The organism is Azonexus sp. IMCC34839, from assembly GCF_047047955.1.
In the GTDB taxonomy this organism is placed as follows: domain Bacteria; phylum Pseudomonadota; class Gammaproteobacteria; order Burkholderiales; family Rhodocyclaceae; genus Azonexus.
In genome coordinates this window covers 292,160-315,189 of sequence record NZ_CP150631.1, presented here as the reverse complement: position 1 = coordinate 315,189, position 23,030 = coordinate 292,160, and the positions used below count along the sequence as shown (strand labels likewise).

The 23,030-nt window shown below is 63.3% G+C and carries 25 protein-coding genes; 17 read left to right on the top strand and 8 right to left on the bottom strand.

The features are described from left to right. Positions 1 to 12: 12 nt before the first annotated feature. The 4 genes from WIF35_RS01565 to acsA form a co-directional block, all read right to left on the bottom strand. Positions 13 to 2,208, bottom strand: coding sequence for an OsmC domain/YcaO domain-containing protein (locus tag WIF35_RS01565; RefSeq protein ID WP_412479815.1), 2,196 nt, complete (start codon positions 2,206 to 2,208; stop codon positions 13 to 15). Positions 2,209 to 2,373: 165 nt separating this feature from the next. After that, positions 2,374 to 2,901 (bottom strand): N-acetyltransferase family protein, encoded by a 528-nt coding sequence (locus WIF35_RS01560; protein WP_412479814.1) that lies wholly within the window; start codon positions 2,899 to 2,901, stop codon positions 2,374 to 2,376. A 3-nt stretch (positions 2,902 to 2,904) separates the two neighbouring features. Beyond that, positions 2,905 to 3,159: an acyl carrier protein gene (locus WIF35_RS01555; protein WP_412479813.1), complete on the bottom strand. Its 255-nt coding sequence runs from the start codon at positions 3,157 to 3,159 to the stop codon at positions 2,905 to 2,907. Between the two features lie 11 nt (positions 3,160 to 3,170). Beyond that, positions 3,171 to 4,907 (bottom strand): acetate--CoA ligase, encoded by a 1,737-nt coding sequence (gene acsA, locus WIF35_RS01550; RefSeq protein ID WP_412479812.1) that lies wholly within the window; start codon positions 4,905 to 4,907, stop codon positions 3,171 to 3,173. 144 nt (positions 4,908 to 5,051) lie between these two features. On the opposite strand from acsA, the gene WIF35_RS01545 reads away from it, so the two are divergent. The 16 genes from WIF35_RS01545 (at position 5,052) to infA (ending at position 16,592) form a co-directional block, all read left to right on the top strand. Continuing rightward, positions 5,052 to 5,918 carry an urease accessory protein UreD gene (locus WIF35_RS01545; protein WP_412479811.1) on the top strand — a complete coding sequence of 289 codons (867 nt, stop codon included), beginning with the start codon at positions 5,052 to 5,054 and terminating at the stop codon, positions 5,916 to 5,918. Between the two features lie 126 nt (positions 5,919 to 6,044). Beyond that, positions 6,045 to 6,677: a uracil phosphoribosyltransferase gene (upp, locus tag WIF35_RS01540; protein WP_412479810.1), complete on the top strand. Its 633-nt coding sequence runs from the start codon at positions 6,045 to 6,047 to the stop codon at positions 6,675 to 6,677. Next, positions 6,674 to 7,903 (top strand): uracil-xanthine permease family protein, encoded by a 1,230-nt coding sequence (locus WIF35_RS01535; RefSeq protein ID WP_412479809.1) that lies wholly within the window; start codon positions 6,674 to 6,676, stop codon positions 7,901 to 7,903. Before upp ends, WIF35_RS01535 begins: the two co-directional genes overlap by 4 nt. A gap of 160 nt (positions 7,904 to 8,063) precedes the next feature. Continuing rightward, on the top strand, positions 8,064 to 8,366 hold the full coding sequence (gene ureA, locus WIF35_RS01530) for an urease subunit gamma (protein WP_412479808.1): 303 nt from the start codon (positions 8,064 to 8,066) through the stop codon (positions 8,364 to 8,366). A gap of 10 nt (positions 8,367 to 8,376) precedes the next feature. Further along, the gene (locus tag WIF35_RS01525; RefSeq protein ID WP_412479807.1) at positions 8,377 to 8,682 is read left to right on the top strand and encodes an urease subunit beta; all 306 of its coding nucleotides are present in this window, start codon (positions 8,377 to 8,379) and stop codon (positions 8,680 to 8,682) included. After that, on the top strand, positions 8,679 to 10,385 hold the full coding sequence (ureC, locus tag WIF35_RS01520; RefSeq protein ID WP_412479806.1) for an urease subunit alpha: 1,707 nt from the start codon (positions 8,679 to 8,681) through the stop codon (positions 10,383 to 10,385). Before WIF35_RS01525 ends, ureC begins: the two co-directional genes overlap by 4 nt. Positions 10,386 to 10,391: 6 nt before the next feature. After that, entirely contained in the window at positions 10,392 to 10,724 is a 333-nt protein-coding gene (locus tag WIF35_RS01515) for a DMT family transporter (protein WP_412479805.1), read from the top strand. A gap of 4 nt (positions 10,725 to 10,728) precedes the next feature. Continuing rightward, on the top strand, positions 10,729 to 11,283 hold the full coding sequence (ureE, locus tag WIF35_RS01510; protein WP_412479804.1) for an urease accessory protein UreE: 555 nt from the start codon (positions 10,729 to 10,731) through the stop codon (positions 11,281 to 11,283). Between the two features lie 105 nt (positions 11,284 to 11,388). Beyond that, complete coding sequence (locus tag WIF35_RS01505) at positions 11,389 to 11,649, top strand: DUF1161 domain-containing protein (RefSeq protein WP_412479803.1); 261 nt, start codon at positions 11,389 to 11,391, stop codon at positions 11,647 to 11,649. A gap of 34 nt (positions 11,650 to 11,683) precedes the next feature. Continuing rightward, positions 11,684 to 12,376: an urease accessory protein UreF gene (locus WIF35_RS01500; protein ID WP_412479802.1), complete on the top strand. Its 693-nt coding sequence runs from the start codon at positions 11,684 to 11,686 to the stop codon at positions 12,374 to 12,376. Between the two features lie 4 nt (positions 12,377 to 12,380). Continuing rightward, entirely contained in the window at positions 12,381 to 12,986 is a 606-nt protein-coding gene (ureG, locus tag WIF35_RS01495; protein ID WP_412479801.1) for an urease accessory protein UreG, read from the top strand. Next, positions 12,987 to 13,667 (top strand): L,D-transpeptidase family protein, encoded by a 681-nt coding sequence (locus tag WIF35_RS01490; protein ID WP_412479800.1) that lies wholly within the window; start codon positions 12,987 to 12,989, stop codon positions 13,665 to 13,667. Positions 13,668 to 13,748: 81 nt separating this feature from the next. Beyond that, on the top strand, positions 13,749 to 14,993 hold the full coding sequence (locus WIF35_RS01485; protein ID WP_412479799.1) for a nucleoside recognition domain-containing protein: 1,245 nt from the start codon (positions 13,749 to 13,751) through the stop codon (positions 14,991 to 14,993). 314 nt (positions 14,994 to 15,307) lie between these two features. Further along, positions 15,308 to 15,511, top strand: a complete 204-nt coding sequence (locus WIF35_RS01480; protein ID WP_412479798.1) for a cold-shock protein — start codon at positions 15,308 to 15,310, stop codon at positions 15,509 to 15,511. Between the two features lie 351 nt (positions 15,512 to 15,862). Then, on the top strand, positions 15,863 to 16,225 hold the full coding sequence (locus WIF35_RS01475) for a hypothetical protein (protein WP_412479797.1): 363 nt from the start codon (positions 15,863 to 15,865) through the stop codon (positions 16,223 to 16,225). Positions 16,226 to 16,334: 109 nt separating this feature from the next. Beyond that, positions 16,335 to 16,592, top strand: coding sequence for a translation initiation factor IF-1 (gene infA, locus WIF35_RS01470; RefSeq protein WP_412479796.1), 258 nt, complete (start codon positions 16,335 to 16,337; stop codon positions 16,590 to 16,592). 79 nt (positions 16,593 to 16,671) lie between these two features. On the opposite strand, the gene WIF35_RS01465 is transcribed toward infA, so the two are convergent. The 4 genes from WIF35_RS01465 to WIF35_RS01450 all read right to left on the bottom strand — a co-directional run bounded on the left by WIF35_RS01465 (position 16,672) and on the right by WIF35_RS01450 (position 20,708). Then, a complete protein-coding gene (locus tag WIF35_RS01465; RefSeq protein ID WP_412479795.1) occupies positions 16,672 to 17,547 on the bottom strand; it encodes an alpha/beta fold hydrolase in 876 nt (291 codons plus the stop codon). A 5-nt stretch (positions 17,548 to 17,552) separates the two neighbouring features. Then, entirely contained in the window at positions 17,553 to 18,224 is a 672-nt protein-coding gene (locus WIF35_RS01460) for a dienelactone hydrolase family protein (RefSeq protein ID WP_412479794.1), read from the bottom strand. 169 nt (positions 18,225 to 18,393) lie between these two features. Beyond that, positions 18,394 to 19,965 carry a sensor histidine kinase gene (locus WIF35_RS01455; protein WP_412479793.1) on the bottom strand — a complete coding sequence of 524 codons (1,572 nt, stop codon included), beginning with the start codon at positions 19,963 to 19,965 and terminating at the stop codon, positions 18,394 to 18,396. Then, a complete protein-coding gene (locus WIF35_RS01450; protein WP_412479792.1) occupies positions 19,965 to 20,708 on the bottom strand; it encodes a substrate-binding periplasmic protein in 744 nt (247 codons plus the stop codon). The genes WIF35_RS01455 and WIF35_RS01450 overlap by 1 nt, the downstream gene beginning before the upstream one ends. Before the next feature lie 330 nt (positions 20,709 to 21,038). Between WIF35_RS01450 and hflX the strand changes: the two genes are divergently transcribed. Next, positions 21,039 to 22,403, top strand: a complete 1,365-nt coding sequence (gene hflX, locus WIF35_RS01445; RefSeq protein WP_412479791.1) for a GTPase HflX — start codon at positions 21,039 to 21,041, stop codon at positions 22,401 to 22,403. Positions 22,404 to 23,030: the final 627 nt, after the last annotated feature.

Sequence of the window (23,030 nt, the reverse complement as noted above, 5' to 3'; positions counted from 1 at the left end):
TTCTCTAATCAGCTATGCCGCCACCTTGGCCCGCGCGGCATGCAGCTTTTTGTAGCTGTCGATCAGGCGCTGATGCCGATCCAGGCCTTCGAGCGCCATGCTGGTTGGCGTCAGGCCATGGAAGCGGACGCTGCCATCGACCGAGCCGAGCACGGCATCCATGCGCTCATTGCCGAACATGCGACGGAAGTTGGCTTCGTAATCGTCCAGTTCCAGTTCGTCGTCGAGCAGCACCTCGAGCACGACGTTCACGGCCTGGTAGAACAGACCACGGTCGACGGTGTTTTCGTTGTACTGCAGGTAGGCCTCGACCTGCTCCTTGGCCGCCTCGAAATCCTGCAGGGCGAGGTTGATCAGCAGCTTGAGTTCGAGAATGGTCAGCTGGCCCCATTCGGTGTTCTCGTCGAACTCGACGCCGATCAACGTGATGATGTCGGTGTAGTCGTCGAGTTCGCTCTCTTCCAGACGTTCGAGCAGCGCTTCCAGGGCTGCGTCGTCGAGGCGGTGCAGGTTCAGGATGTCTTCCCGGAAGGCCAGTGCCTTGTTGGTGTTGTCCCAGATCAGATCGTCGACCGGGTAGATTTCCGAGTAGCCCGGCACCAGGATGCGGCAGGCGGTGGCGCCGAGCTGGTCGTAAACCGCCATGTACACTTCCTTGCCCATCTCTTCGAGAATGCCGAGCAAGGTGGCAGCTTCGTGGGCGTTGGATTCTTCGCCGTGGCCGGAGAAATCCCACTCGACGAACTCGTAGTCGGACTTGGCGCTGAAGAAGCGCCACGACACCACACCACTGGAGTCGATGAAGTGTTCGACGAAGTTGTTCGGCTCGGTGACGGCGTTGCTTTCGAAGGTCGGCCGCGGCAGGTCGTTCAGGCCTTCGAAGCTGCGCCCCTGTAACAGTTCAGTCAGGCTGCGTTCGAGCGCAACTTCCAGGCTCGGGTGAGCGCCGAAGGACGCGAAGACGCCGCCGGTGCGCGGGTTCATCAGGGTCACGCACATGACGGGGAACTCGCCGCCCAATGAGGCATCCTTGACCAACACGGGGAAGCCCTGCTTTTCCAGTTCCTCGATGCCGGCGACGATGCCCGGATATTTGGCCAGCACTTCGGCCGGCACATCGGGCAGAGCGATTTCGCCTTCGATGATTTCGCGCTTGACCGCCCGCTCGAAGATTTCCGACAGGCACTGCACTTGCGCTTCCGGCAGCGTGTTGCCGGCGCTCATGCCGTTGCTCAGGAACAGGTTGTCGATCAGGTTGGTCGGGAAATACACCGTCTCGCCGTCCGACTGGCGCACGTAGGGCAGCGCGCAGATGCCGCGCTCGGTGTTACCGGAGTTGGTGTCATAGAGGTGCGAGGCGCGCAGTTCGCCATCCGGGTTGTAGATTTCCAGGCAGTACTCGTCGAGCAGGCCCTTGGGCAGCGCATCCTTCTTGCCCGGCTTGAACCAGCGCTCTTCGGGGTAATGCACGAAGGGCGCGTTGGCGATCTCCGGCCCCCAATAATTGTCGTTGTAGAAATGGTTGCAGTTCAGGCGCTCGATGTATTCACCGAGCGCCGAAGCCAGCGCGCTTTCCTTGGTCGCCCCCTTGCCGTTGGTGAAGCACATCGGCGAATGCGCATCGCGGATATGCAGCGACCAGACGTTGGGCACCAGATTGCGCCACGACGCGATCTCGATCTTGATGCCCAGGCCGGCGAGAAAGCCGGACATGTTGGCGATGGTCTGTTCGAGCGGCAGGTCCTTGCCGGCGATGTAGGTCTGCGTCGCCGAATCCGGATTCACGGCCAGCAAGGCTTGCGCATCGGCATCGAGGTTCTCGACTTCCTCGATGATGAACTCGGGCCCGGTCTGCACGACCTTCTTGACGGTGCACCGGTCGATGGAACGCAAAATGCCCAGGCGGTCCTTCTCGGAAATGTCCGGCGGCAGTTCGACCTGGATCTTGAAGGTCTGCTTGTAGCGGTTTTCCGGATCGACGATGTTGTTCTGCGACAGGCGGATGTGCTCGGTCGGGATGTTGCGCGTGTCGCAGTAGAGCTTGACGAAATAGGCCGCGCACAAGGCCGACGAGGCGAGGAAGTAATCGAACGGCCCCGGCGCCGAGCCGTCGCCCTTGTAGCGGATGGGCTGGTCGGCGATCACCGTGAAGTCGTCGAACTTGGCTTCCTGGCGAAGCTTGTCGAGAAAGTTGACCTTGATTTCCATGCGTGAATCCAAAAGTGGGGTGCAAAACCTGCGGCCCGACATTATCCGGGTTTCGCTGCTGGAAAATCGGGTTTTCCTGCAAATCAAGCTTCCCGGGAACGCCCCCCGCGATGCGCGCATGCCGCTGCGCCGCGCGGCATCCTTGTTCGCCTGCTCAGAAAGGCGTCACAACGTCCGTTCCGCCACCACCATCCCCGGATCGTCCGGGTCGCGGTGCACGGCGAAGCCGAGCTGCCGGGCGAACTTGATCATCTTTTCGTTGGAGGCCAGGATGAAGGCTTCCATCTTCTGCATGCCACGGGCGCGGGCGGCGTCGATCAGGGTCAGCATCAGGATGCCGGCCACACCGCTGCCCTGCCAGTCGTCGTCGATGGCGATGGCGAACTCGCAACTCGTGCCGTTCGGGTCGGCGCAGTAACGGGCGACGCCAATTTCGACCGCGTGGCCTTCCTGCTGGATGATGGCGACCAGCGCCAGGTGCTTCACGTAGTCGATCTCGGTCAGGTACTTGAGCTTGCCCGGCGGCAGTTCCTTCAGCGTAGACATGAAGCGGCGGTAGCGCGAGTCGGCCGACAGGTGCTGCACAAACTCCTGCTCCAGGGTCTTGTCGTCAGCGCGGATCGGGCGGATCAGCACCTCGCTGCCGTCGAACAGGTAGCGCGTGCGAACGAGTTCCTCGGGGTAATCGGCCATGGCTTACTCCGCCAGGCGACTGGCGAGATAGGCGACGATGCTGTCGAGCGTGCCGAGCTTGCCGTAGTCGGTTTCCGGCACATTGACACCGAGGCGCTCGCGGATGGCTTCGAGTACGTTCAGCCAGTCCATCGAATCGAGTTCGATCTGCTTGCGCAGCGGCAGGTCGCCGACGATCTTGCCGATATCCGTTTCCGGCGCCAGGGCCTTGATGATTTCGAGCATCTTTGCCCGGATTTGCGCTTGCTCCAGCGGCATTTTTTCTCCCTTTATTCCAGCGTCGAACTGTCGCCCTCGGGCAGCCCGAGTTCCCTCGCCTTGAGCAGCCGGCGCATGATCTTGCCGCTGCGAGTATGCGGCAGGCATTCGGCGAAGGCAATTTCCTTGGGCGCGACGGCCGGACCGAGGCGGCGGCGGGCATGGGCGAGCAATTCGCTGCGCAGCGCTTCGCTGGCTTCGGCCCCTTGCTTGAGGGTGACGAAGGCCTTGATCGTCTCACCGGCCAGGGCGTCCGGCTTGCCGATGACGCCCGCTTCGGCCACCGCCGGATGCTCCATCAGCACACGCTCGACCTCGAACGGCCCGACCAGATGGCCGGCCGACTTGATCACATCGTCGCTGCGCCCGACAAACCAGAAGTAACCGTCGGCATCGCGCCGCACCAGATCGCCGCTCAGGTAAAGCTCACCGGCAAAGCAGTCGCGATAGCGCTCGGGCTGGCCGAGATAGGCGCGGAACATCGACGGCCAGCCGGTTTCCAGCGCCAGTTCGCCGACCACGTCGGGCTCGGTGATCTCCTGTACCGGCTCGCCGGCACGGTGACGCACGACTTGCGCCACCACGCCCGGCAGCGGCCGGCCCATGGAGCCCGGTTTGACGGCGCATCCAGCAACATTGGCAATCATGATGCCGCCCGTTTCCGTCTGCCACCAGGTGTCGTGGATAGTCTGCCCGAAGGTTTCCTCACCCCACGCCACCGCCTCGGCATTGAGCGGCTCACCGACGCTGGCGATGAAGCGCAGCGCCGGGAAGGCGTGCCCGGCGAACAGCGCCGGCCCGGCCTTGATCAGCATGCGGATGGCGGTCGGCGCGGTATACCAGACATTCACGCCCTCTTTTTCCAAGATGGCCAACCAGCGCGCGGCATCGAATTCCGCCTCCTCGACGATGCTGGTCACGCCCACAATGAGGGGTGCAAAAATGCCGTAGGACATGCCGGTGACCCAACCGGGATCGGCCGTGCACCAGAACGCGTCATCCGGCCGCAGATCGAGCGCCCGCCGCGCCGTGGCGTAATGCATCAGCGCCGCGCCATGCACGTGCAGCGCGCCCTTGGGCGCGCCTGTGGTGCCGCTGGTGAAATGCAGCAGCGCCGGATCGTCGGCCGTGGTGGGCACCAGCGCTGATTCATCGGAAGCACCAGCGAACAGGCTCGGCCAATCCAGCGTCTCCGACGGCAGTTCGCCGCCGAGATCGTCGATCAGCACAACATGGCGCAGCGACGGCAACTCGCCGCGTATCGGCTCGATCTTGCGCCGGTAGGCGCTGCGGGTCGTCACCAGCACCTTGCCGCAGGCCTGCGCCACGCGGTTGCGCACCGGCTCGGGGCCGAAGGCGGGGAAAAGCGGCGATACGACAGCGCCGACCTTCAGCGCGCCGAGCACGGCCACGTACAACTCGCAGCGCCGCCCGCACAGCACGAAAACGCAATCGCCCTTCCGCACACCCAGCGCCTTCAGCGCGTTGCCGAAACGGTCGGTCTGGCGCGCCAGCTCGCGGTAAGTGATTTCGCTGCGCCCACCATCTTCAGCCAAAAAACGGAAGGCGGGTTTGTCGGCACGCTCGGAAGCAGCATGGCGATCGACGGCCAGCCAGGCCATGTTGAACGGACCGCGGGGTTCGAGATTCAACTCACGGGCAACGCTTTCCCAGGCAAACGCCTCGGCCGCAGCGCCGACCGGTGCATGCCCTTCCCCATCTGCGTTGCGAATGTGCGTTGGCTTCATTGGCCCTTCCGAGATCGAGTCAGCCTGCGCTTATTTTGCCCTGCCTCGAACGGGGTGTGTTGATGACGCGCAAATCCGCGCGCTTCGCCCTCTGCGCATTCCTGCGTATTCCCCGCCACGCTTGCTTTCCACGATAATCCACCCATGACCTCACGCCTTCCCGTTCCGCTGCCGGAGACCCACTCGACCTGGCAGGCTGAACTGCACCTCGGTTTCGCCCGCTCCGGCGAGCGCACAGTGCTGCGCGAAAATCGCCACCGCGGGCCGCTGCGCGTGCAGAAAGCGCTTTATCCGGAAGGCGATGCCGTCTGCCAGACCATCGTGCTGCATCCGCCCTCAGGCATCGCCGGCGGCGACCAGTTGAGCATCCGGGCTGACGTCGGTGCAGTAGCGCACGCCCAGCTGACCACGCCGGGCGCCGGCAAGTGGTATCGCAGCGGCGGTGTGGAAGCCTCGCAGCGCGTCGAATTCACGGTGGGCGCGGGCGCGACGCTGGAATGGCTGCCGCAGGAGACCATCGTATTCGACGGTGCGCGAGCGCGCATGGAAACCCGTGTCGATCTCGCCGCCGACAGCCGCTTCATCGGCTGGGACATCCTGTGCCTGGGCCGCGTGGCCAGCGGCGAGCGTTTCCGCCAGGGCCATTTTTTGCCTTTTTACCGTGTGCACCGCAGCAACGCGCCGATCTGGATCGAGCGCGGCGGTTTTTCCGGCAACGACCCGATGCTCGACAGCCCCGCTGGCTGGGCCGGCCGCACCGTGTGCGGCACGCTGCTGTGCAGCTTTCCGGAGCTGCCGCAACAAGCCACCGCACTGCTCGTGGCCCTGCGCGCCATCGCGCCGGCCGACGCCGCCTTGCACGGTATCACCGCCTTGCCCGGCCTGCTCGTTGCCCGCTATCTCGGCGACAACAGCGAAGCAGCCCGCTTGTGGCTCGCCGAACTGTGGAAAATCCTGCGCCCGGCTTGCTGCCAGCGCCCGGCCGTCATCCCCCGTATCTGGAATACCTGAAGCGACGCCAGCCTCCCGCCGCCCTCCGGCCAGCAAGGATTTCAACGCATAGTAGTCCTGCCACCACGCCAGCCACCCCGCTGATCGGTTACGCTTCGCCTTTTGCCAAATGTTAGTGAGGATCTCATGCCGGTAATCGAAGTCCGCCACCCCCTGGTCAAACACAAGATTGGCCTGATGCGCGAAGGCGATATCAGTACCAAGAAATTTCGCGAACTGGCGGCGGAACTCGCACGCCTGCTGACCTACGAGGCCTGCGCCGATTTCGAACTGGAAAAGGTGGTCATCGAGGGTTGGGCCGGACCGGTCGAGATCGACCAGATCAAGGGCAAGAAAGTCACCGTCGTGCCCATCTTGCGCGCCGGCATCGGCATGCTGGATGGCGTTCTCGACCTGATTCCGAACGCCAAGGTCAGTGTCGTCGGCATCGCCCGCAACCACGAAACACTGATGCCCGAGCCCTATTTCGAGCGCTTCGTCGGCCAACTGAACGAACGCCTGGCCATGATCATCGACCCGATGCTGGCCACTGGCGGCTCGCTGATTGCGACCATCGACATGCTCAAACGCAAGGGCTGCAAGCACATCAAGGCGCTGGTGCTGGTCGCCGCGCCGGAGGGCATCGCAGCGATGACGGCCGCCCACCCTGACGTCCAGGTCTACACCGCCGCCATCGACAGCCACCTCAACGAACTCGGCTACATCATTCCCGGCCTCGGCGACGCCGGCGACAAGATTTTCGGAACCAAGGAAGCATGAACGCAACGCCAGCCCCCACCTGGCGCACGGCCCTGTCCGGTGCGCAAATCCTCTTCGTCGCCTTCGGCGCGACCGTGCTGGTGCCGCTGCTGACCGGCCTAAATCCCAGTCTCGCGCTGCTCGGTGCCGGCGTCGGCACGCTGATCTTCCAGGCCTGCACCAAGCGCCAGGTGCCGATCTACCTCGGCTCCAGCTTCGCCTTCATCGCCCCGGTCATCTATTCGGTGCAAACCTGGGGCATGAATGCGACGCTCGGGGCACTGGCCGCCGCCAGCTTCTTCTATTACGTCGCCGCTGGGCTGGTCAAATGGCGTGGCGTCGGGTTGATCCACAAACTGCTGCCACCCGTGGTGATCGGCCCGGTGGTCATGGTCATCGGCCTCGGACTGGCGCAAGTCGCAGTCGGCATGGCGACCGGCAAGGCCGGCGATGCCCAGGTCGTGCCCTACGGAACGGCCATCGCCGTTGCCGCCATTTCCCTGCTGGCCACCATGCTGACGGCCATCCGTGCGCACGGCCTGCTGAAGCTGGTGCCGATCCTGGTTGGCGTGGCTGTCGGCTACACCACCTCGCTCTTCCTCGGCATCGTCGATTTCGCCAAGGTGCAGGAAGCCGCCTGGATCGCTCTGCCGCAATTCGGCACGCCGGAATTCAACCTGGCCGCCATCCTGTTCATGATCCCCGTCGCCATCGCCCCGATCGTCGAACACGTCGGCGGCATCCTGGCCATCGGCTCGGTCGCCGGCAAGGACTTTACCGAAAGCCCCGGCCTGCACCGCACGCTGCTGGGCGACGGACTGGCGGTCAATGTCGTCGGCCTGTTCGGCGGCCCGCCGGTCACCACCTACGGTGAGGTCACCGGCGCCGTGATGCTGACCCGGAACTACAACCCGGCCGTGATGACCTGGGCCGCCGGCTTTGCCATCCTGATGGCCTTCGTCGGCAAATTCGGGGCGCTGCTGCAAACCATCCCGCTGCCGGTCATGGGCGGCATCATGGTGCTGCTGTTCGGCTCGATTGCCGGCATCGGCCTGAAGACGCTGATGGACGCCCGGGTCAATCTGTCGAGCGCGCGCAACCTGTGCATCGTCTCAGTGACGCTGGTCACCGGCATCGGCGGCCTTGGCGTCACCATCGGCAGCTTCTCGCTGCAGGGCATCAGCCTGTGTGGCGTGCTCGCCGTGCTGTTGAACCTGCTGTTGCCCAACGAGCCGACCGCGGAATAACCGGCCTCACACCGGGCGCCAACCCACCATTGGCGCCCGGCACCGCGCTTGGAGATTCCCTCCTACGCGCTCTTGCGTATGGCGACCGGCGCTGCCGTGATGCATCATCGCACCCACACGCCCTTGTTCGACAGGCATCTGCACCATCCGAGGAACTGCAATGGAACTGACACCCCGCGAGAAAGACAAGCTGCTGATCTTCACCGCCGGCCTGCTCGCCGAGCGGCGCAAGGCCAAGGGCCTGAAGCTGAACTACCCGGAAGCGGTGGCGCTGATCACCTGCGCCATCATGGAAGGCGCCCGCGAAGGCAAGACGGTGGCCGAACTGATGCATGAAGGCACGCAGGTCCTGACCCGCGCCGACGTAATGGACGGCATCCCCGAGCTGATTCCGGAAATCCAGGTCGAGGCCACCTTCCCGGACGGCACCAAGCTGGTCACGGTCCACAACCCGATTGTTTGAGGAGCACGCGATGATCCCCGGAGAACTCGTCGCCGAACCTGGCGAACTCGAACTCAACGTCGGCCGCCCGACCCTCACGCTGGTCGTTGCCAATACCGGCGACCGGCCGATCCAGGTCGGCTCGCACTACCACTTCTTTGAGACCAACGCCGGCCTCTCCTTCGACCGTGAAGCCGCGCGCGGCTACCGTCTCGACATCGCCGCCGGCACCGCCGTGCGTTTCGAGCCGGGCCAGACGCGCACCGTTCAATTGGTGGCCTTGGACGGTGAAAAGAAGGTTTACGGTTTCCGCGGCTTGATTCAGGGGGCGCTATGAGCACGAAAATCACCCGTCAGGCCTATGCCGAGATGTTCGGCCCGACCACCGGCGACCGTCTCCGTCTGGCCGATACCGAACTGATCATCGAGGTCGAAAAGGACTACACCATCTACGGCGAGGAAGTGAAATTCGGCGGCGGCAAGGTCATCCGCGACGGCATGGGTCAGAGCCAGCGCGTCTCGGCAGAAACCGTCGATACCGTGATCACCAACGCCCTGATCGTCGATGCTGTCACCGGCATCGTCAAGGCCGACATCGGCTTGAAGGACGGTCGCATCGCCGCCATCGGCAAAGCCGGCAACCCCGACATCCAGCCCGGCGTGACCATCGTCGTCGGCCCCGGCACCGAAGTCATCGCTGGCGAAGGCATGATCGTCACGGCCGGCGGCATCGACAGCCACATCCATTTCATCTGCCCGCAGCAGATCGAGGAAGCGCTGAATTCCGGCGTCACCACCATGATCGGCGGCGGCACCGGGCCGGCTACCGGCACCTATGCCACCACCTGCACGCCCGGCCCCTGGCACATCCACCGCATGCTCGAAGCCGCCGAGGCCTTCCCGATGAACCTCGGCTTCCTCGGCAAGGGCAACGCCAGCCTGCCGGAAGCCCTGCGCGAGCAGGTCGAGGCCGGCGTCATTGGCCTCAAGCTGCACGAGGACTGGGGCACGACACCGGCCGCCATCGACTGCTGCCTGTCGGTGGCCGATGAAATGGACGTGCAGGTCGCCATTCACACCGATACGCTGAACGAATCGGGCTTCGTCGAAGCCACGATTGGCGCCTTCAAGGGCCGCACCATCCACACCTTCCACACCGAAGGCGCGGGCGGCGGCCACGCCCCGGACATCATCAAGGCGGCCGGGCTGCCCAACGTGCTGCCCAGCTCGACCAACCCGACCATGCCCTACACGGTGAATACCATCGACGAGCATCTCGACATGCTGATGGTCTGTCACCACCTTGATCCCGCCATCGCCGAGGATGTGGCCTTCGCCGAATCGCGCATTCGCCGCGAGACGATTGCCGCCGAGGACATCCTGCACGACCTCGGCGTCTTCTCGATGATGTCCTCAGACTCGCAGGCCATGGGCCGCGTCGGCGAGGTCATCATCCGCACCTGGCAGGCGGCGCACAAGATGAAGCTGCAACGCGGTACCTTGCCCGAAGACAGCACCCGCCACGACAACTTCCGCGTCAAGCGCTACATCGCCAAATACACCATCAACCCGGCGCTGACCCACGGCATTGCCCACACCGTCGGCTCCATCGAAGTCGGCAAGCTGGCCGACCTGGTGCTGTGGAAACCGGCCTTCTTCGGCGTCAAGCCTTCGCTGATTTTGAAGGGCGGCATGATCGCCGCCGCCGCGATGGGCGATCCCAACGCCTCGATCCCGACGCCGCAACCGGTGCATTACCGGCCGATGTTCGGCAGCTTCGGCAAGGCACTGAAAACCTCGGTCACCTTCGTGTCGCAGGCCGCGCTGAAGAATGCTGCGGTGCACGCGCTGAATTTGCAAAAACCGCTGATCGCCGTTTCCGGCACGCGCACGCTGACCAAGGCCGACATGGTGCACAACGGCGCCACGCCGGAAATCACCGTCGATCCCGAAACCTACGTGGTCAAGGCCGACGGCGTGCATCTGGTGTGCGAGCCGGCGACCGAACTGCCGCTAGCGCAACGTTACTTCCTGTTCTGACGGTCGATGCAGCACTGGCTCATCCTCGGCATCGCCATCATCAGTGAAGTCATCGCCACCTCGGCGCTGAAAGCCTCGGAAGGCTTTACCCGACTGCTGCCGTCGGCGATTGTCGTCGTCGGCTACGGCATCGCCTTCTACTGCCTGTCGCTGGTCCTGCGCACGCTACCGGTCGGCATTGTCTATGCCATCTGGTCCGGCGTCGGTGTTGCGCTGATCGCGCTGGTCGGGTGGCTGCTCTACGGCCAGGCGCTCGATTTGCCGGCCATACTCGGCCTGACGCTGATCGTCGCCGGCGTGTTCGTCCTCAATGTCTTCTCGAAAACCGTCGCCCACTGACTCCATGCTGATCCTGAACCAACGCACCCTCGCCCCGGCCACCGATACCGTGGCGCTCGCCTACGACGAACGCAAACGAAGCCGCCTGAAGGTCAAGCTCGCTTCCGGCGCCGAAGCCGGCATCTTTCTCGAACGTGGCGACCACCTGCACGGCGGCGACAAGCTGATCGCCGAGGACGGCTCGGCCGTGGTCGAAATCCTCGCCGCGCCGGAAAAGCTGATCGAGGCCGTCGCCGACAGCCCGCTGCTCTTCGCCCGCGCCGCCTACCATCTCGGCAACCGCCACGTGCCGGTGCAGATCGTACCGACCGAGGGCGGCGGCAAGCTGCGTTTCCAGACCGACCATGTGCTGGCCGAGATGGTCAAAGGCTTGGGCTGCGCGGTCAGCGAAACCGAAGCGCCCTTCCAGCCGGAATCCGGCGCGTATGGGGCAAATCCGGGGTCACACGGCGGCCACCATCATCATAGCGAGCACGATCACGAACACGCCGATCTGCACAATCCCGGCCACGGCCCGCACCGTTCCGTGCCGAAAATCCACGAATTCAAGCCGCGTTGATGCATTTTCACCACGCTTTCCCCGCTTTATCGCCTTGTACTGATGGACAGCCCCGGCATCCGCGGCTAGTCTCTCAGTACATTCGAATAAGAGGGGACTTAGGCCATGAAGCACATTCGCATCTCTCTGGCTGCCGCGCTGGGCATCCTGTTCGCCCTGCCGGCCTCGGCGGAACTGCTCAAATGCGAGGCGTTGACCGAGAAGATCACGCAGCGCCTGGAATCCAAGCAGATCAAGGATTACGAGCTGAAGGTCGTCGCCGTCGGCGACAAGCAGGCCGGCAAGGAAGTCGGCCGTTGCCAGGGCGGCAGCATGAAGGTCATGCTGTTGCGTGGCAAGGCGGCCGAAAAGCCCGCCGCCCAGTAATTTTTCACCCGGCTTGGGGCGGGAGCGTGCACGCATGACGCCCGCCGCCCAACTGCAGCTCGCCCGCCTGCTGCAACTCGCCAGCCCGGCCCTGCCGGTCGGCGCCTACACCTATTCGCAAGGCCTCGAATGGGCCGTCGAATCCGGCGTTATCCGTGACGAAGCCACGGCCGGCCGCTGGATCGCCGACCTGATGCAACACGGCATCGGCCGCTTCGAAGCCCCGCTTCTCGCCGCGCTGATGGCTGCCTGGGCTGGCGGCAACACCGGCGAAATCCTCGAGCTCAATGACGAATTCCTGGCTAGCCGCGAATCGGCCGAGCTGCGCGCCGAAACCGTGCAAATGGGCTTCTCCATGCGCCGCCTGCTGCATGATCTGCGCGACAACAGCCTGGCCGGCGTCGCTCAAACCGTCGAACCGCTGCCCGAAGTCGCCTTCCCCACCGTCTGGGCCGGCATCGCCGCCGCCTGGCGGATCGATCCGGAAGCCGCCATCACCGCCTACCTGTGGTCTTGGGCCGAAAACCAGGTGATGGCCGCGCTGAAAGCCGTCCCCCTCGGCCAGGCCGCCGGCCAGCGCCTGCTCGCCGAACTCGGCCGGCAAATCCCCGCTGCTGCGGTGCACGCCCTCAAATTGCCAAAAACCGAGTGGTCCAACTTCACCCCCGCCTTCGCCATTGCCTGCGCAAGGCACGAAACCCAATATTCACGTCTCTTCAGATCGTAAAACCATGAGCAAACAAGCCCTGCGTGTCGGTATCGGCGGCCCCGTCGGTTCCGGCAAGACTGCCCTGACCCTGGCCCTGTGCCAGGCCCTGCGCGACAAGATCGACATGGCCGTCGTCACCAACGACATCTATACCGCCGAGGACGCCAAGTTCCTGGTCAATCACTCGGCACTGGCACCCGAGCGCATCATCGGCGTCGAGACCGGTGGCTGTCCGCACACCGCCATCCGCGAGGATGCCTCGATCAACCTTGAAGCCGTCGACCGCCTGCAACGCGCCTTTCCCGGCGTGCAGCTGATCCTCGTCGAATCCGGCGGCGACAACCTGGCCGCCACCTTCTCGCCTGAGCTATCCGACCTGACCATCTACGTCATCGACGTCGCCGCCGGCGAGAAGATTCCGCGCAAGGGCGGGCCGGGCATCACCAAGTCCGACCTGCTGGTCATCAACAAGATCGACCTGGCGCCAATGGTCGGCGCCTCGCTCGACGTCATGGCGCACGACGCCAAGGCGCAGCGCGGCGAGCGGCCTTTCGTCTTCTCCAACCTGAAAACCGGCGAAGGCCTGGACATGATCATCGCCTTCATCCGCGACGAGGGCATGCTCTAAGTGAGCGATCCGCTGGCCGGCTGCCGCCAGCTCCTGCGCGTGCTCGCGCCGGACTGGGCGAGCACGACCGGCGAGTTGCAACGCTTCGCCCGCGCTGCAGTTGAGGGCGACTGGCAGCCGGTCGGTGAAGCCATCCCGGTCAGCCTCGGCCGCAACGGCCTGGCATGGGGTCTCGGCCTGCACCCGGCCAGCGACACAGGCCCCCACAAAGCCGAAGGCGATGGCCGCGCCCCGGCCGGCGTCTTCGCGATCACCGCGTTGTTCGGCAGCGCCGATGCCGACAGCGACTTCGCCCGCGCCGCCCGCCTGCCCTACCTCGCCGCCACGCCCGATCTCAAGGCCATCGACGACCCGCAATCGCAGCACTACAACCGCATCGTCGATCAACGCACGGTCGACAAAGACTGGAGCTCGTGCGAAGACATGCTGCGCACGGATGAGCGCTACACCGTCGGCGCCGTCATCGCCCACAACACCACACCACCACAGCCTGGCGCCGGTTCGTGCATCTTCCTGCACGTCTGGGAAAATCCCGGCGCGCCGACCGCCGGCTGCACAGCCGGCGCACTGGCCGATATCCGGGACATCTGCCTGTGGCTGGACGCCGCCGCCTCGCCTTGCCTGGTGCAGTTGCCGCAGGCCGAGTACGCGCAGCTGCGCAGCGCCTGGCAATTGCCCTGAGCCGATGACAGCCGGCTGCCGTGCCGCTAGACTGGCAACCTTTCCATTCCCCGCGCCGGCGCGCCTGTCCGGCTGACGAACGTGCTCAATCGCATCTGGGTCGGTTTCATCCTCATCGGCTTCGCCGCCGCCCTCGCCCATCTGGCGCAGGGCGATCTCGACATCTTCACGCGCGTACTGACCGGGCTTTTCGACACGGCCAAGACCGGCTTCGACATCTCGCTCGGCCTGGTTGGCGTCATGTGTCTGTGGCTGGGCATCATGAAGATCGGCGAGCGCGGCGGGCTGATCGAGCTGTTCGGGCGGCTGGTCGGTCCCTTCTTCCGCCGCGTCTTCCCGGATATTCCGCCCGGCCACCCGGCAAGCGGAAGCATCGTGATGAACTTCTCGGCCAACATCCTCGGCCTCGACAATGCCGCCACGCCGCTCGGCCTCAAGGCCATGCGCGAATTGCAGGAGATCAACCCGCACAAGGACACGGCGAGCAACCCGATGATCATGTTCCTGGTGCTCAACACCGCCGGCATCACGCTGATCCCGACCACCGTCATCGCCATCCGCCAGAGCCTCGCCATCAAGCAGGGACTGGTCGGCTTCAACGCCGCCGACATCTTCCTGCCCACCCTGCTCGGCACCTTCGTGTCGTTCTGCGCCGGCCTGATCGCCGTCGCCGTCTGGCAGCGCATCAACCTGTTCACCCGCCCGGTGATTGCCTTCTTCGCCGGCTTCGCCGCCTTGATGGGCGGGCTGTACGCATGGCTGAACGGCATGCCGCCGGAGCAGATGGCGCAGATGATCGGCCTGCTCGGCAGCGGCCTGATCGTCAGCCTGATCGTGCTCTTCGTCGGCGTCGCCGCCTGGCGCGGCATCGACGTTTACGAGAGCTTCGTCGAAGGCGCCAAGGAAGGCTTCGGCGTCGCCGTGCAGATCATTCCCTACCTCGTCGCCATGCTCGCCGCCATCTCGGTCTTCCGCACCACCGGCTGCATGGATTATCTGATCGGCGCCATCCGCGCCGGCGTGCTGGCCATCGGCCTCGACGACGCCTTCGTCCCCGCCCTGCCCGTCGGCCTGATGAAAACCCTCTCCGGCAGCGGCGCACGCGGGCTGATGGTCGATGTGATGAACACCTACGGCGTCGATTCCTTCCAGGGCAAACTCGCCGCCATCATCCAGGGCTCCACCGAAACCACCTTCTACGTGCTCGCCGTCTACTTCGGCAGCGTCGGCATCACCAAGACGCGCTACGCCGTGGCCGCCGGGCTGATCGCCGATGCCGTGGGACTGGTGGGCGCCATCCTGATTGCTTACGCTTTCTATCGCTGAGCCCGCTTTGGTTTTTGGCCAAAATGGATAGTGCACCGCAGCATTGCCCGCACCAGCCTTCTAGCCTCATTTCGCGGCCATTCAAGCCAGGACGATTGGTGCAGCCAGCCAAGAAACAATAAGAAAATTCAAATTTAGTTTGCTGTTTGATCGGATGGCGCGTATTGTGCACTGCAGCGATTTCTAGTTGTGTTGTTATCTTGTCGGTCTAGTACCCGTAGCTCTACGGCGCCATTCCCCCATTTTTGCCTCGCCCTCTTGATCTCGCCCCACCCAGGGGCAATCCGCCCCGTAATTTTTCGGAGATTCAAGATATGGCAACAGGTAGCGTCAAGTGGTTTAACGATTCCAAGGGTTTTGGCTTCATTACTCCCGAAGGCGGCGGCGAAGATCTCTTCGCTCACTTTTCCGCAATTCAATCCCATGGCTTCAAGACCTTGACTGAAGGTCAACGGGTGAGTTTCGACATCACCACCGGCCCCAAGGGCAAACAAGCCAGCAATATCCAGATCGCCTGATTCTTCTGGCGTACTCTCTGGCTACCGGATGATCTGGTAGCCAGTTTTTTCCCGTCGGCTTGCCCTGCCTGTACGGAGTGCCCGGATCGGAAACTACCGCTCCCCGGCAAAGCACCAAACGATCAACGAGCACGAGCCAAACGGCTGTGCGCTGAATTTAGCATTTCCATCTTGCCCTGCGGCAACGCCTGGCGGCGATTCGGCCGTGGCATCAATGGCGTGGTCGGCAAATTGGCCGGACTTTCCCACTCGGCCTCTTCATTGCTATCGATTCGCCCAGCAACAAGACACCAACAACGGGTCGGCAATCAGCAATCCAACCCAGAATTTTCACAAGACATGGAGTACAGCATGACGCAGGCCATCCAGCGTACCGAACTGAAGACTTTCTATTACACCCCGGTCCATTGCCCCTTCTGCGGCACCCGAGTCATGGGGGGCGATCCGATTGACGAGACCCTGATTACCGCCTGCCCACATACGCTGTTCATCGCTCACGACATGGCATTTGAATACCGCTCGGAACGATTCGACCAGAACATCAGCCTCAATGGCCTGACTGAAAAGCAGGTCGAGGAGCGATGGTTGAGAGAGGCTGGCGGGATAGACGGGCTGACCAACAAGGTCACCCTGGCGGATGCAATCAAGGTGGCCGCCTACGCGCCGGAACCATCGGCCTACGGTTCTTACTATGGTTTTGCGCCTGTTGAATGACCAACCTACTACGACGCTGAATGCGTCGTGTAGCCCCATCTGAAACACATTAATCCAAGCCCATGTTCCATACGGGCTTGCCCCATGCCCCGACTTTGGAGAATCAACCGTGGCAAAAGAAGACCTCATCGAAATGCAAGGCGTTGTGATGGAAGTGCTACCTGATACGCGTTTCCGTGTCACTTTGGAGAATGGGCACATGTTGGTCGCCTACAGTGGCGGCAAGATGCGCAAGAACCATATTCGCGTTCTTGCCGGCGACAAGGTCTCCCTCGAAATGTCCCCTTATGACCTGAGCAAAGGGCGGATCACGTTCCGCCACATCGAAGGTCGCGCACCGTCCAGCTCACGGCAGCGTCACCGCTAAGCTTCCGTTCCGCCACCAGCGCAATCGGGGGTCGCCAAAGGTTCGATTCAAGTCGGTCAGTGCCGATGCGAATCAGAGCTTAGCGAGCAGCAATTTCGAAAAAGCTCTCGATCAGCCCCGCCACCGCTTCCGGCTGATCGTGTTGCAGGTTGTGGCCGGCATCGGCTACCCATTCGACGCGCAGGTCGCGGAAATGCTTGGCGCGGCGCCAGAATTCCTCGGTGTCGCGGCCGAAGCGTTGATTGACGAAGCCCTTTTCGGCATTGACCAGCATGACCGGGGCGGTGACTTTCTCCCACGCCGCCAGCGCATCCTCGATGCGATAGACCGCCGGTGCGGCGACCTTGTGCCAGGGGTCGCAGGCCATTTCGTGGCCACCTTCCGGCGCTGGGCGGCCGACGAACTCGGCGAGAAACTCGGCCCGCTCGCGGGTCAGGCGCGGATTGACCGCCAGCAGGCGGCGCGCCAGGGCCACTTGGTCGGGATAGATGCGCAGGCGCGGCGGTTCGGCGATTTCATCCAGCCAGCGGCCGATGACGCTCGGTGCATCGTTGCCCGGCGCCGGCTTGAGGCCGAGAAAATCGAGCATGACCAGGCGCGCGATGCGCTCGGGGCGCACGCCGGCGTAGGTCGCCGCGATGTTGGCCCCCATGCTGTGGCCGACCACGTTCGCCGCTTGATCGGGCGAATAGTGATTGAGCAGCGCATCGAGATCGGCGTAGTAATCGGGAAACCAGTAGGGCCGGCCCAGCCATTCGCTTTCGCCGTAACCGCGCCAGTCGGGCGCGATCAGGTGCCAGTCGCGCTGCAGCGAATCGACGACGAACTGGAAGGTAGCCGAGGCATCCATCCAGCCATGCAACAGGAAGAGGACGGGCGCGCCCGCCTCGCCCCAATGGCGGACGTTGTAGCGCAGGCCGCGAATGGCGACCTGCTCGCAGCGACTGGCCCGCATGCGCCTTACAGCTTGCGCGCCAGGAAATCGAGGCTGCGCGACCAGGCCAGCTCGGCCGCCGCCTCGTTGTACACCTCGGGGCGCAGCTTGTTGAAGAAGGCGTGGTCAGCCTCGTAGTGGTAGTTTTCCGGCTGCTGACCGTGCGCCTGCATGGCGGCTTCGAGCGCGGCCACGGCGGCCGGCGTGCACCAATCGTCGCGCGTCGCGAAGTGGCCCTGGAAAGGCACGCGGATATTGGCCGGGTCGGCGAATTCCTTCGGCGGAATGCCGTAGAAGCACACGGCGGCGTCGATCTCCGGCAGATGCACAGCGCTCGCCACGGTCAGCGCGCCGCCCATGCAGAAGCCCAGCACCGCCACCTTGCCGTTGCCGGCGGCCTGCAGATAGCTCACCGCACCGCGAATATCCTGGAAAGTGGCGCCGGGGAAATCCAGCCCGTTCATCATGTGACTGGCCTCGTCGGCATCCTGCGCCACGCGGCCCTTGTACAGATCCGGCGCCAGCGCGTTGTAGCCGGCCGCGGCAAAGCGCTCGGCCACGCTGCGAATCTGGCTGTTCAGCCCCCACCATTCCTGGATCACCACGATGCTCGGCTTGTCCTTGCCCGCCGCCGCAAAATAGCCCGCGCAATTCGAACCGTCGGGACGCTTGAATTCGATCATCTGACCTTGTGACATTGCCTGGCCTCCTCAGTGTTTGATGGGAAATGAAACCGCCGTCGCCAACGGCCGCGAAGCCTCGGGTAGGAGGTTCGCTGAAGGCAGAATGATAACGGCAGTCGGCGCCAATGCCAGATTGGTTTTTGGCCAAAATGGGCAGTGCACCGCAGCAGCGCGCGGGCGGTGCTTAAAGTGCGGTTTTTTGCTCCGCGCCAGACGCCGCCGCGCTCTCCTGCTCAACCGAACGAGCCAGCCTCACTTTGAACCAGAAGGTACTGCCCTCGTCCTCGTTGCTATCGACGCCGATCTCGCCGGCCATCGTTTCGACCAGCTGCCTGCACAGCGCCAGGCCGAGGCCGGTGCCGCCATGCTTGCGTGTGGTGCTACCGTCACCCTGCTCGAAGAGCGTAAACAAGCGCGAGCGCAGCGATTCGGCGATTCCACAGCCGGTGTCGCGCACGGCAAAGCGTAGTTGCAGGCTGGCATCGCTCTCGCCCAGCACTTCGGCCGTCAGCGTGGCGCCGCCCTTTTCGGTGAATTTCAGCGCATTGGTGCCGAGGTGCTTGAGAATCTGCTCCAGCCGGCCGCTATCGCCGGCCAACTCCACGCCGAGCAATTCTGGTGCAACCACGGTTTGCAGTTGCAGGCCCTTCTTGCTCGCCAGTGGCTCCAGGTAGAGCGCCACGCCCGTCAGCAGCTTGTCGACGGAAAAGCGCGAAACGCGCAAATCCAGGCGCTTGGCTTCGAGCTGCGACATGTCGATCAAGTCTTCGATCAGGCGCAGCAACTGCTTGGCCGAGCCCATCGCCGTGGTCAACTGCTCCTGCGCCTTGGGGTCGGAAACGCGGCGCAGGGCAAGGTGCGTCATGCCCATGATGCCGTTCATCGGCGTACGCAGTTCGTGGCTGATGTTGTCCAGGAAAATCCGCTGCACGCGCTTGGCCGCCTCGGCCGTCTCGTAGGCCAGCTTTTCCGAGGCGACGCGCTCCTCTTCCTTCTGCCGCAACAACTTGTGCAGTTCGCCGACGGCCGATTGCAAGGCGCTGATTTCACTGAGCGGCGATGGATTGAATTGCGGCGCACGGCGTTCGCTGTTCAATGCCGAGAGCTCACGGCCCAGCTGACGCAGTGGGCGGATCAACAGGCGCCCGAGCAGCCAGGAGAGCAGCACCAAGGCCATGGCCACCACCGACAGCACCATGATCAGCTTGGCGCGCGCCTGGTGCATGCTCTGCGACACCACCGAAACTTCCTCGCCGACGAAATTGGCGCTCTCGAGGAAGATGTCGTCTACCAGAAAACCCAGCCGGTTCGACAAGGCCCGCCATGCCTCCTTGTCGGCCGGACCAACGGCGCTACGCCCTTCCGCCCGCTTGACCACATCGATCAGGAAAGTCTGGCACTGCTCGCTCAACTCTGCCGCCTGCTTGTGCTCGCGGACGCTCGGGTGGCTGACGATGAGATTGAGCAAGCTCAAGGACTGCGCCCGCGCCTGCGGCGACTCGGCGGCGATCACCCGCTCGCCCTCCTGGCGAATCTGCTCGATATTCCGCGCCAGCCGCTGATAGCGGATCATCTTCGGCATGGTCTCGTTCTGCATCTCGCTGGCGGTATCGCTCACCCGCTGCTGATCGATCGCCAGGAGGCCGAGCCCGATCAGGAAGAGCGTGCCGAACACCAGCATCAACACACCGAAGGCGCGGCTGGTCGTCAAACCCTGCGCCACCGCCTTCTGTTCAGGCTTCACCGTATCGTGCATCACTCGACCCGGAAAGGCAGAAATTCGGAATTGATCCGGTCGTAACGACCGTCGCGCTTGATCTGCTCGATGGCCGCATCCAGCGCCTGCTTCAGTTCCGGCCGGCGTGGCGCCACCGGAAAGCTGGCATCGCCGCCCAGTGCCGGGTCATCCATCACCTGCATGACCAAACCCATGTTCTGGAACGAAGCCGGCATCATCATGCCCAACGCCGTCGGCATCGGCACCAGCGCCGCATCGGCCAAGCCCGATTCGAGTGCCGGCGAAATCAGTTGGTTGCTCAATACCGAAACCGTCTTCCAGCCCTGTTTCTCCGCATAGCGCTCCTGCGCCGACGAACGCACTACCGCCACCAAAGCCTTGGCATTGCCCGGTGCCAAACCGGGCTTGGCAAACCAGATGGACCGCGAACGAAAGATCGGCCGGCTCAACAACACCCGCGCCCGCCGCTCCGGCGTATCGAGCAGCGCGGCCGCCGACATGTCGCATTCGCCGCTTTCCAGCACGCTCAAAATGCGATCCAGCGACACCACACGGTACTGGCAATTGATCTTCATTTCCTCGCACAAGGCCCGCATGATCGCCATGCTGAAACCCGTGATCTCGCCCGCGCTGTTGCGGTATGACATCGGCGGCGAACCATCGAGCACCGCCACATGAACCGTCGCCCCCTCGCGCCCGCTCGCCTGCAAGGAGAGGCAGAGGCAACAAAAAGCCAGCATCTGGCGGAGTTTCAGCAGCATTGGGGTGCGTCGCAGAAATTATTGTGTCAGCAAGTATAAAAGCATTGAGACGATAGAAACACTGACAATCGTCAAACATGGCAGAAGTACGACGACATTTTTGGCTGAGCTGCCAACAGCGACATGGCGCCCAGTTGGGCTGGTGGAATATTGGTTTTTGGCCAAAATGAGCAGTGCACCGCAGCAAGGTGAGTGAGCCGCTTGTAGCGCTGCATATCGCTTGTGCGCTACCTGCCAGCGCTCCATCGCAATGGCTTCGCGGCCAGTTCGTTGGGTCAAGTCGTCGCTAGCCGGGTACTATCCGCCTTTGCCCATGAAAAGCCGTCACCAATGCAGATAGAGATCAACGAAAAGCCCCTTTACGCGGTTGTGGCGGCGGTACAGCTCCCGACGGTCAGCGACATCGAGTTCGAAGCCTCGCTGGCCGAACTGCGCGAGCTGGCCAAAACGCTGGGCTACGTGGTCGTGCATACCTTTATCCAGAAGCGGACCGCCTTCGACACGACGGGCTACCTGGGCATCGGCAAACGTCAGGAAATCCGCCGATTCATCGATTACGAAACCGAATTCGAGGATGTGGACGGCCTCACTCCGGTAGTCGCCAATTCCGGGGCCTACGATATCTCGGCCATCTTCGTCGACCATGAAATCTCGCCCTCGCAGGCGCGCAACCTGGAGATCGATGCCGGTTGCGAGGTGATGGACCGCACCATGGTCATCCTCGAGATCTTCCACCGCAATGCCCGCTCCCGCGCTACCAAGGCGCAGGTTGAAATCGCCCGCCTCGGCTACATGGCGCCGCGCTTGCGCGAGGCAGCCAAGCTGGCCGGGCCGCAGGGGCGGCAACGCAGCGGCGTGGGCGGGCGCGGGGCCGGCGAATCGGCCACCGAGATGGACCGCCGCAAGATCCGCGACCGCATCGCCGAACTGCAACTCGAAATTGTCGCCCTGGAAGCCGAGCGCAAGACCCAGCGCGCCCGGCGCCAGGAACGCCAGGGCCTGAGCAGCGTGGCGCTCGTCGGCTACACCAATGCCGGCAAGTCGACCCTGATGCGGGCGCTGACCGGGAGTGAAGTGCTGGTCGCCAACAAGCTTTTCGCCACCCTCGACACGACCGTGCGCACGCTTTACCCGGAAAGCGTGCCGCGCGTGCTGGTCAGCGATACGGTCGGCTTCATCAAGAACCTGCCGCACGGCCTTGTCGCCTCGTTCAAATCGACGCTGGACGAAGCGCTGGACGCCGCGCTGCTGCTCCACGTAATCGACGCCAGCGATCCAGGCTTCGAGCGCCAACTGGAAGTCACCGACAAGGTGCTGGCCGAAATCGGCGCCGACGCCGTGCCGCGCCTTCGCGTCTTCAACAAGATCGATCACGTGGGCGACGCCACCGCCCAGGCCGAACGCGAAGCGGCCCTGCGGGCGCAATACCCGGATTGCGTCGTGATGAGCGCCCGGCGCCCAGAAGACGTGGCCGCGCTGCGCCTCCAGATCATCGCCTTCTTTCAGCAAGGCGTGGTCGAGACCGAACTCTTCCTGCCCTGGTCGGCCCAGCAACTGCGCAAGGACATCTACGCCAATTGCGTCGTGCTCTCCGAACGCTCGGAAGAAGAAGGCGCCTATTTCCAGCTGCGCGGCGAACCCGCGACGCTGGACCGGCTACGCGAGCAATTCGCCCAACTCGGTTCATCCGACTGAGCGGATCAGGTTCTTTCTCGGATCGCTAGATAGAGTCACCGGAAATCCTCCGGGGCCAACCCATTTCCAACGGGATAAACGGAGACGAACCACGTTTATATTTGGTTTTTGCCCTAAATGGGCGGTGCACCACAGCAGATGGGAGGGCTCGATATACAGCGCTCCACGGTTCAGAAACAGAATTCTCTCTGCCCCCTTTAGCTTGTGTAACTTCGTCTATAGCGAACGATACCCAAGCTAAATTTTGAGCGATCAGTACCCAGTACCTTGGATTGAGTACGCAGAGCACACGCTAAATCCAATTGCAAAAACAAGGAAGGCAGGGGAACCCCAGGCTTTTTCTATTGTGCAACGCATTAATTTGTTTCAAAAATAATTGAAAATCGCATGCTGCAGGCCTAGCATGAGATTGTCGCAATGCAGCATTTCGCTAGGAAAGAGAAGTTCTATGCCTCACGCACACTCGAAGGCTGAAGCCGTTCATCAGGCACTGGATGAGTTCAAGGAAGCCCACCAGCATGCCCCCGACACCCATGAAAAGGCTCGACTAATATCGGAAGTCGTAGCTCAGTGGGAACACGAAGAAGTTGAGATACTGCACACAGCACACTCCAACCCATAAACAGA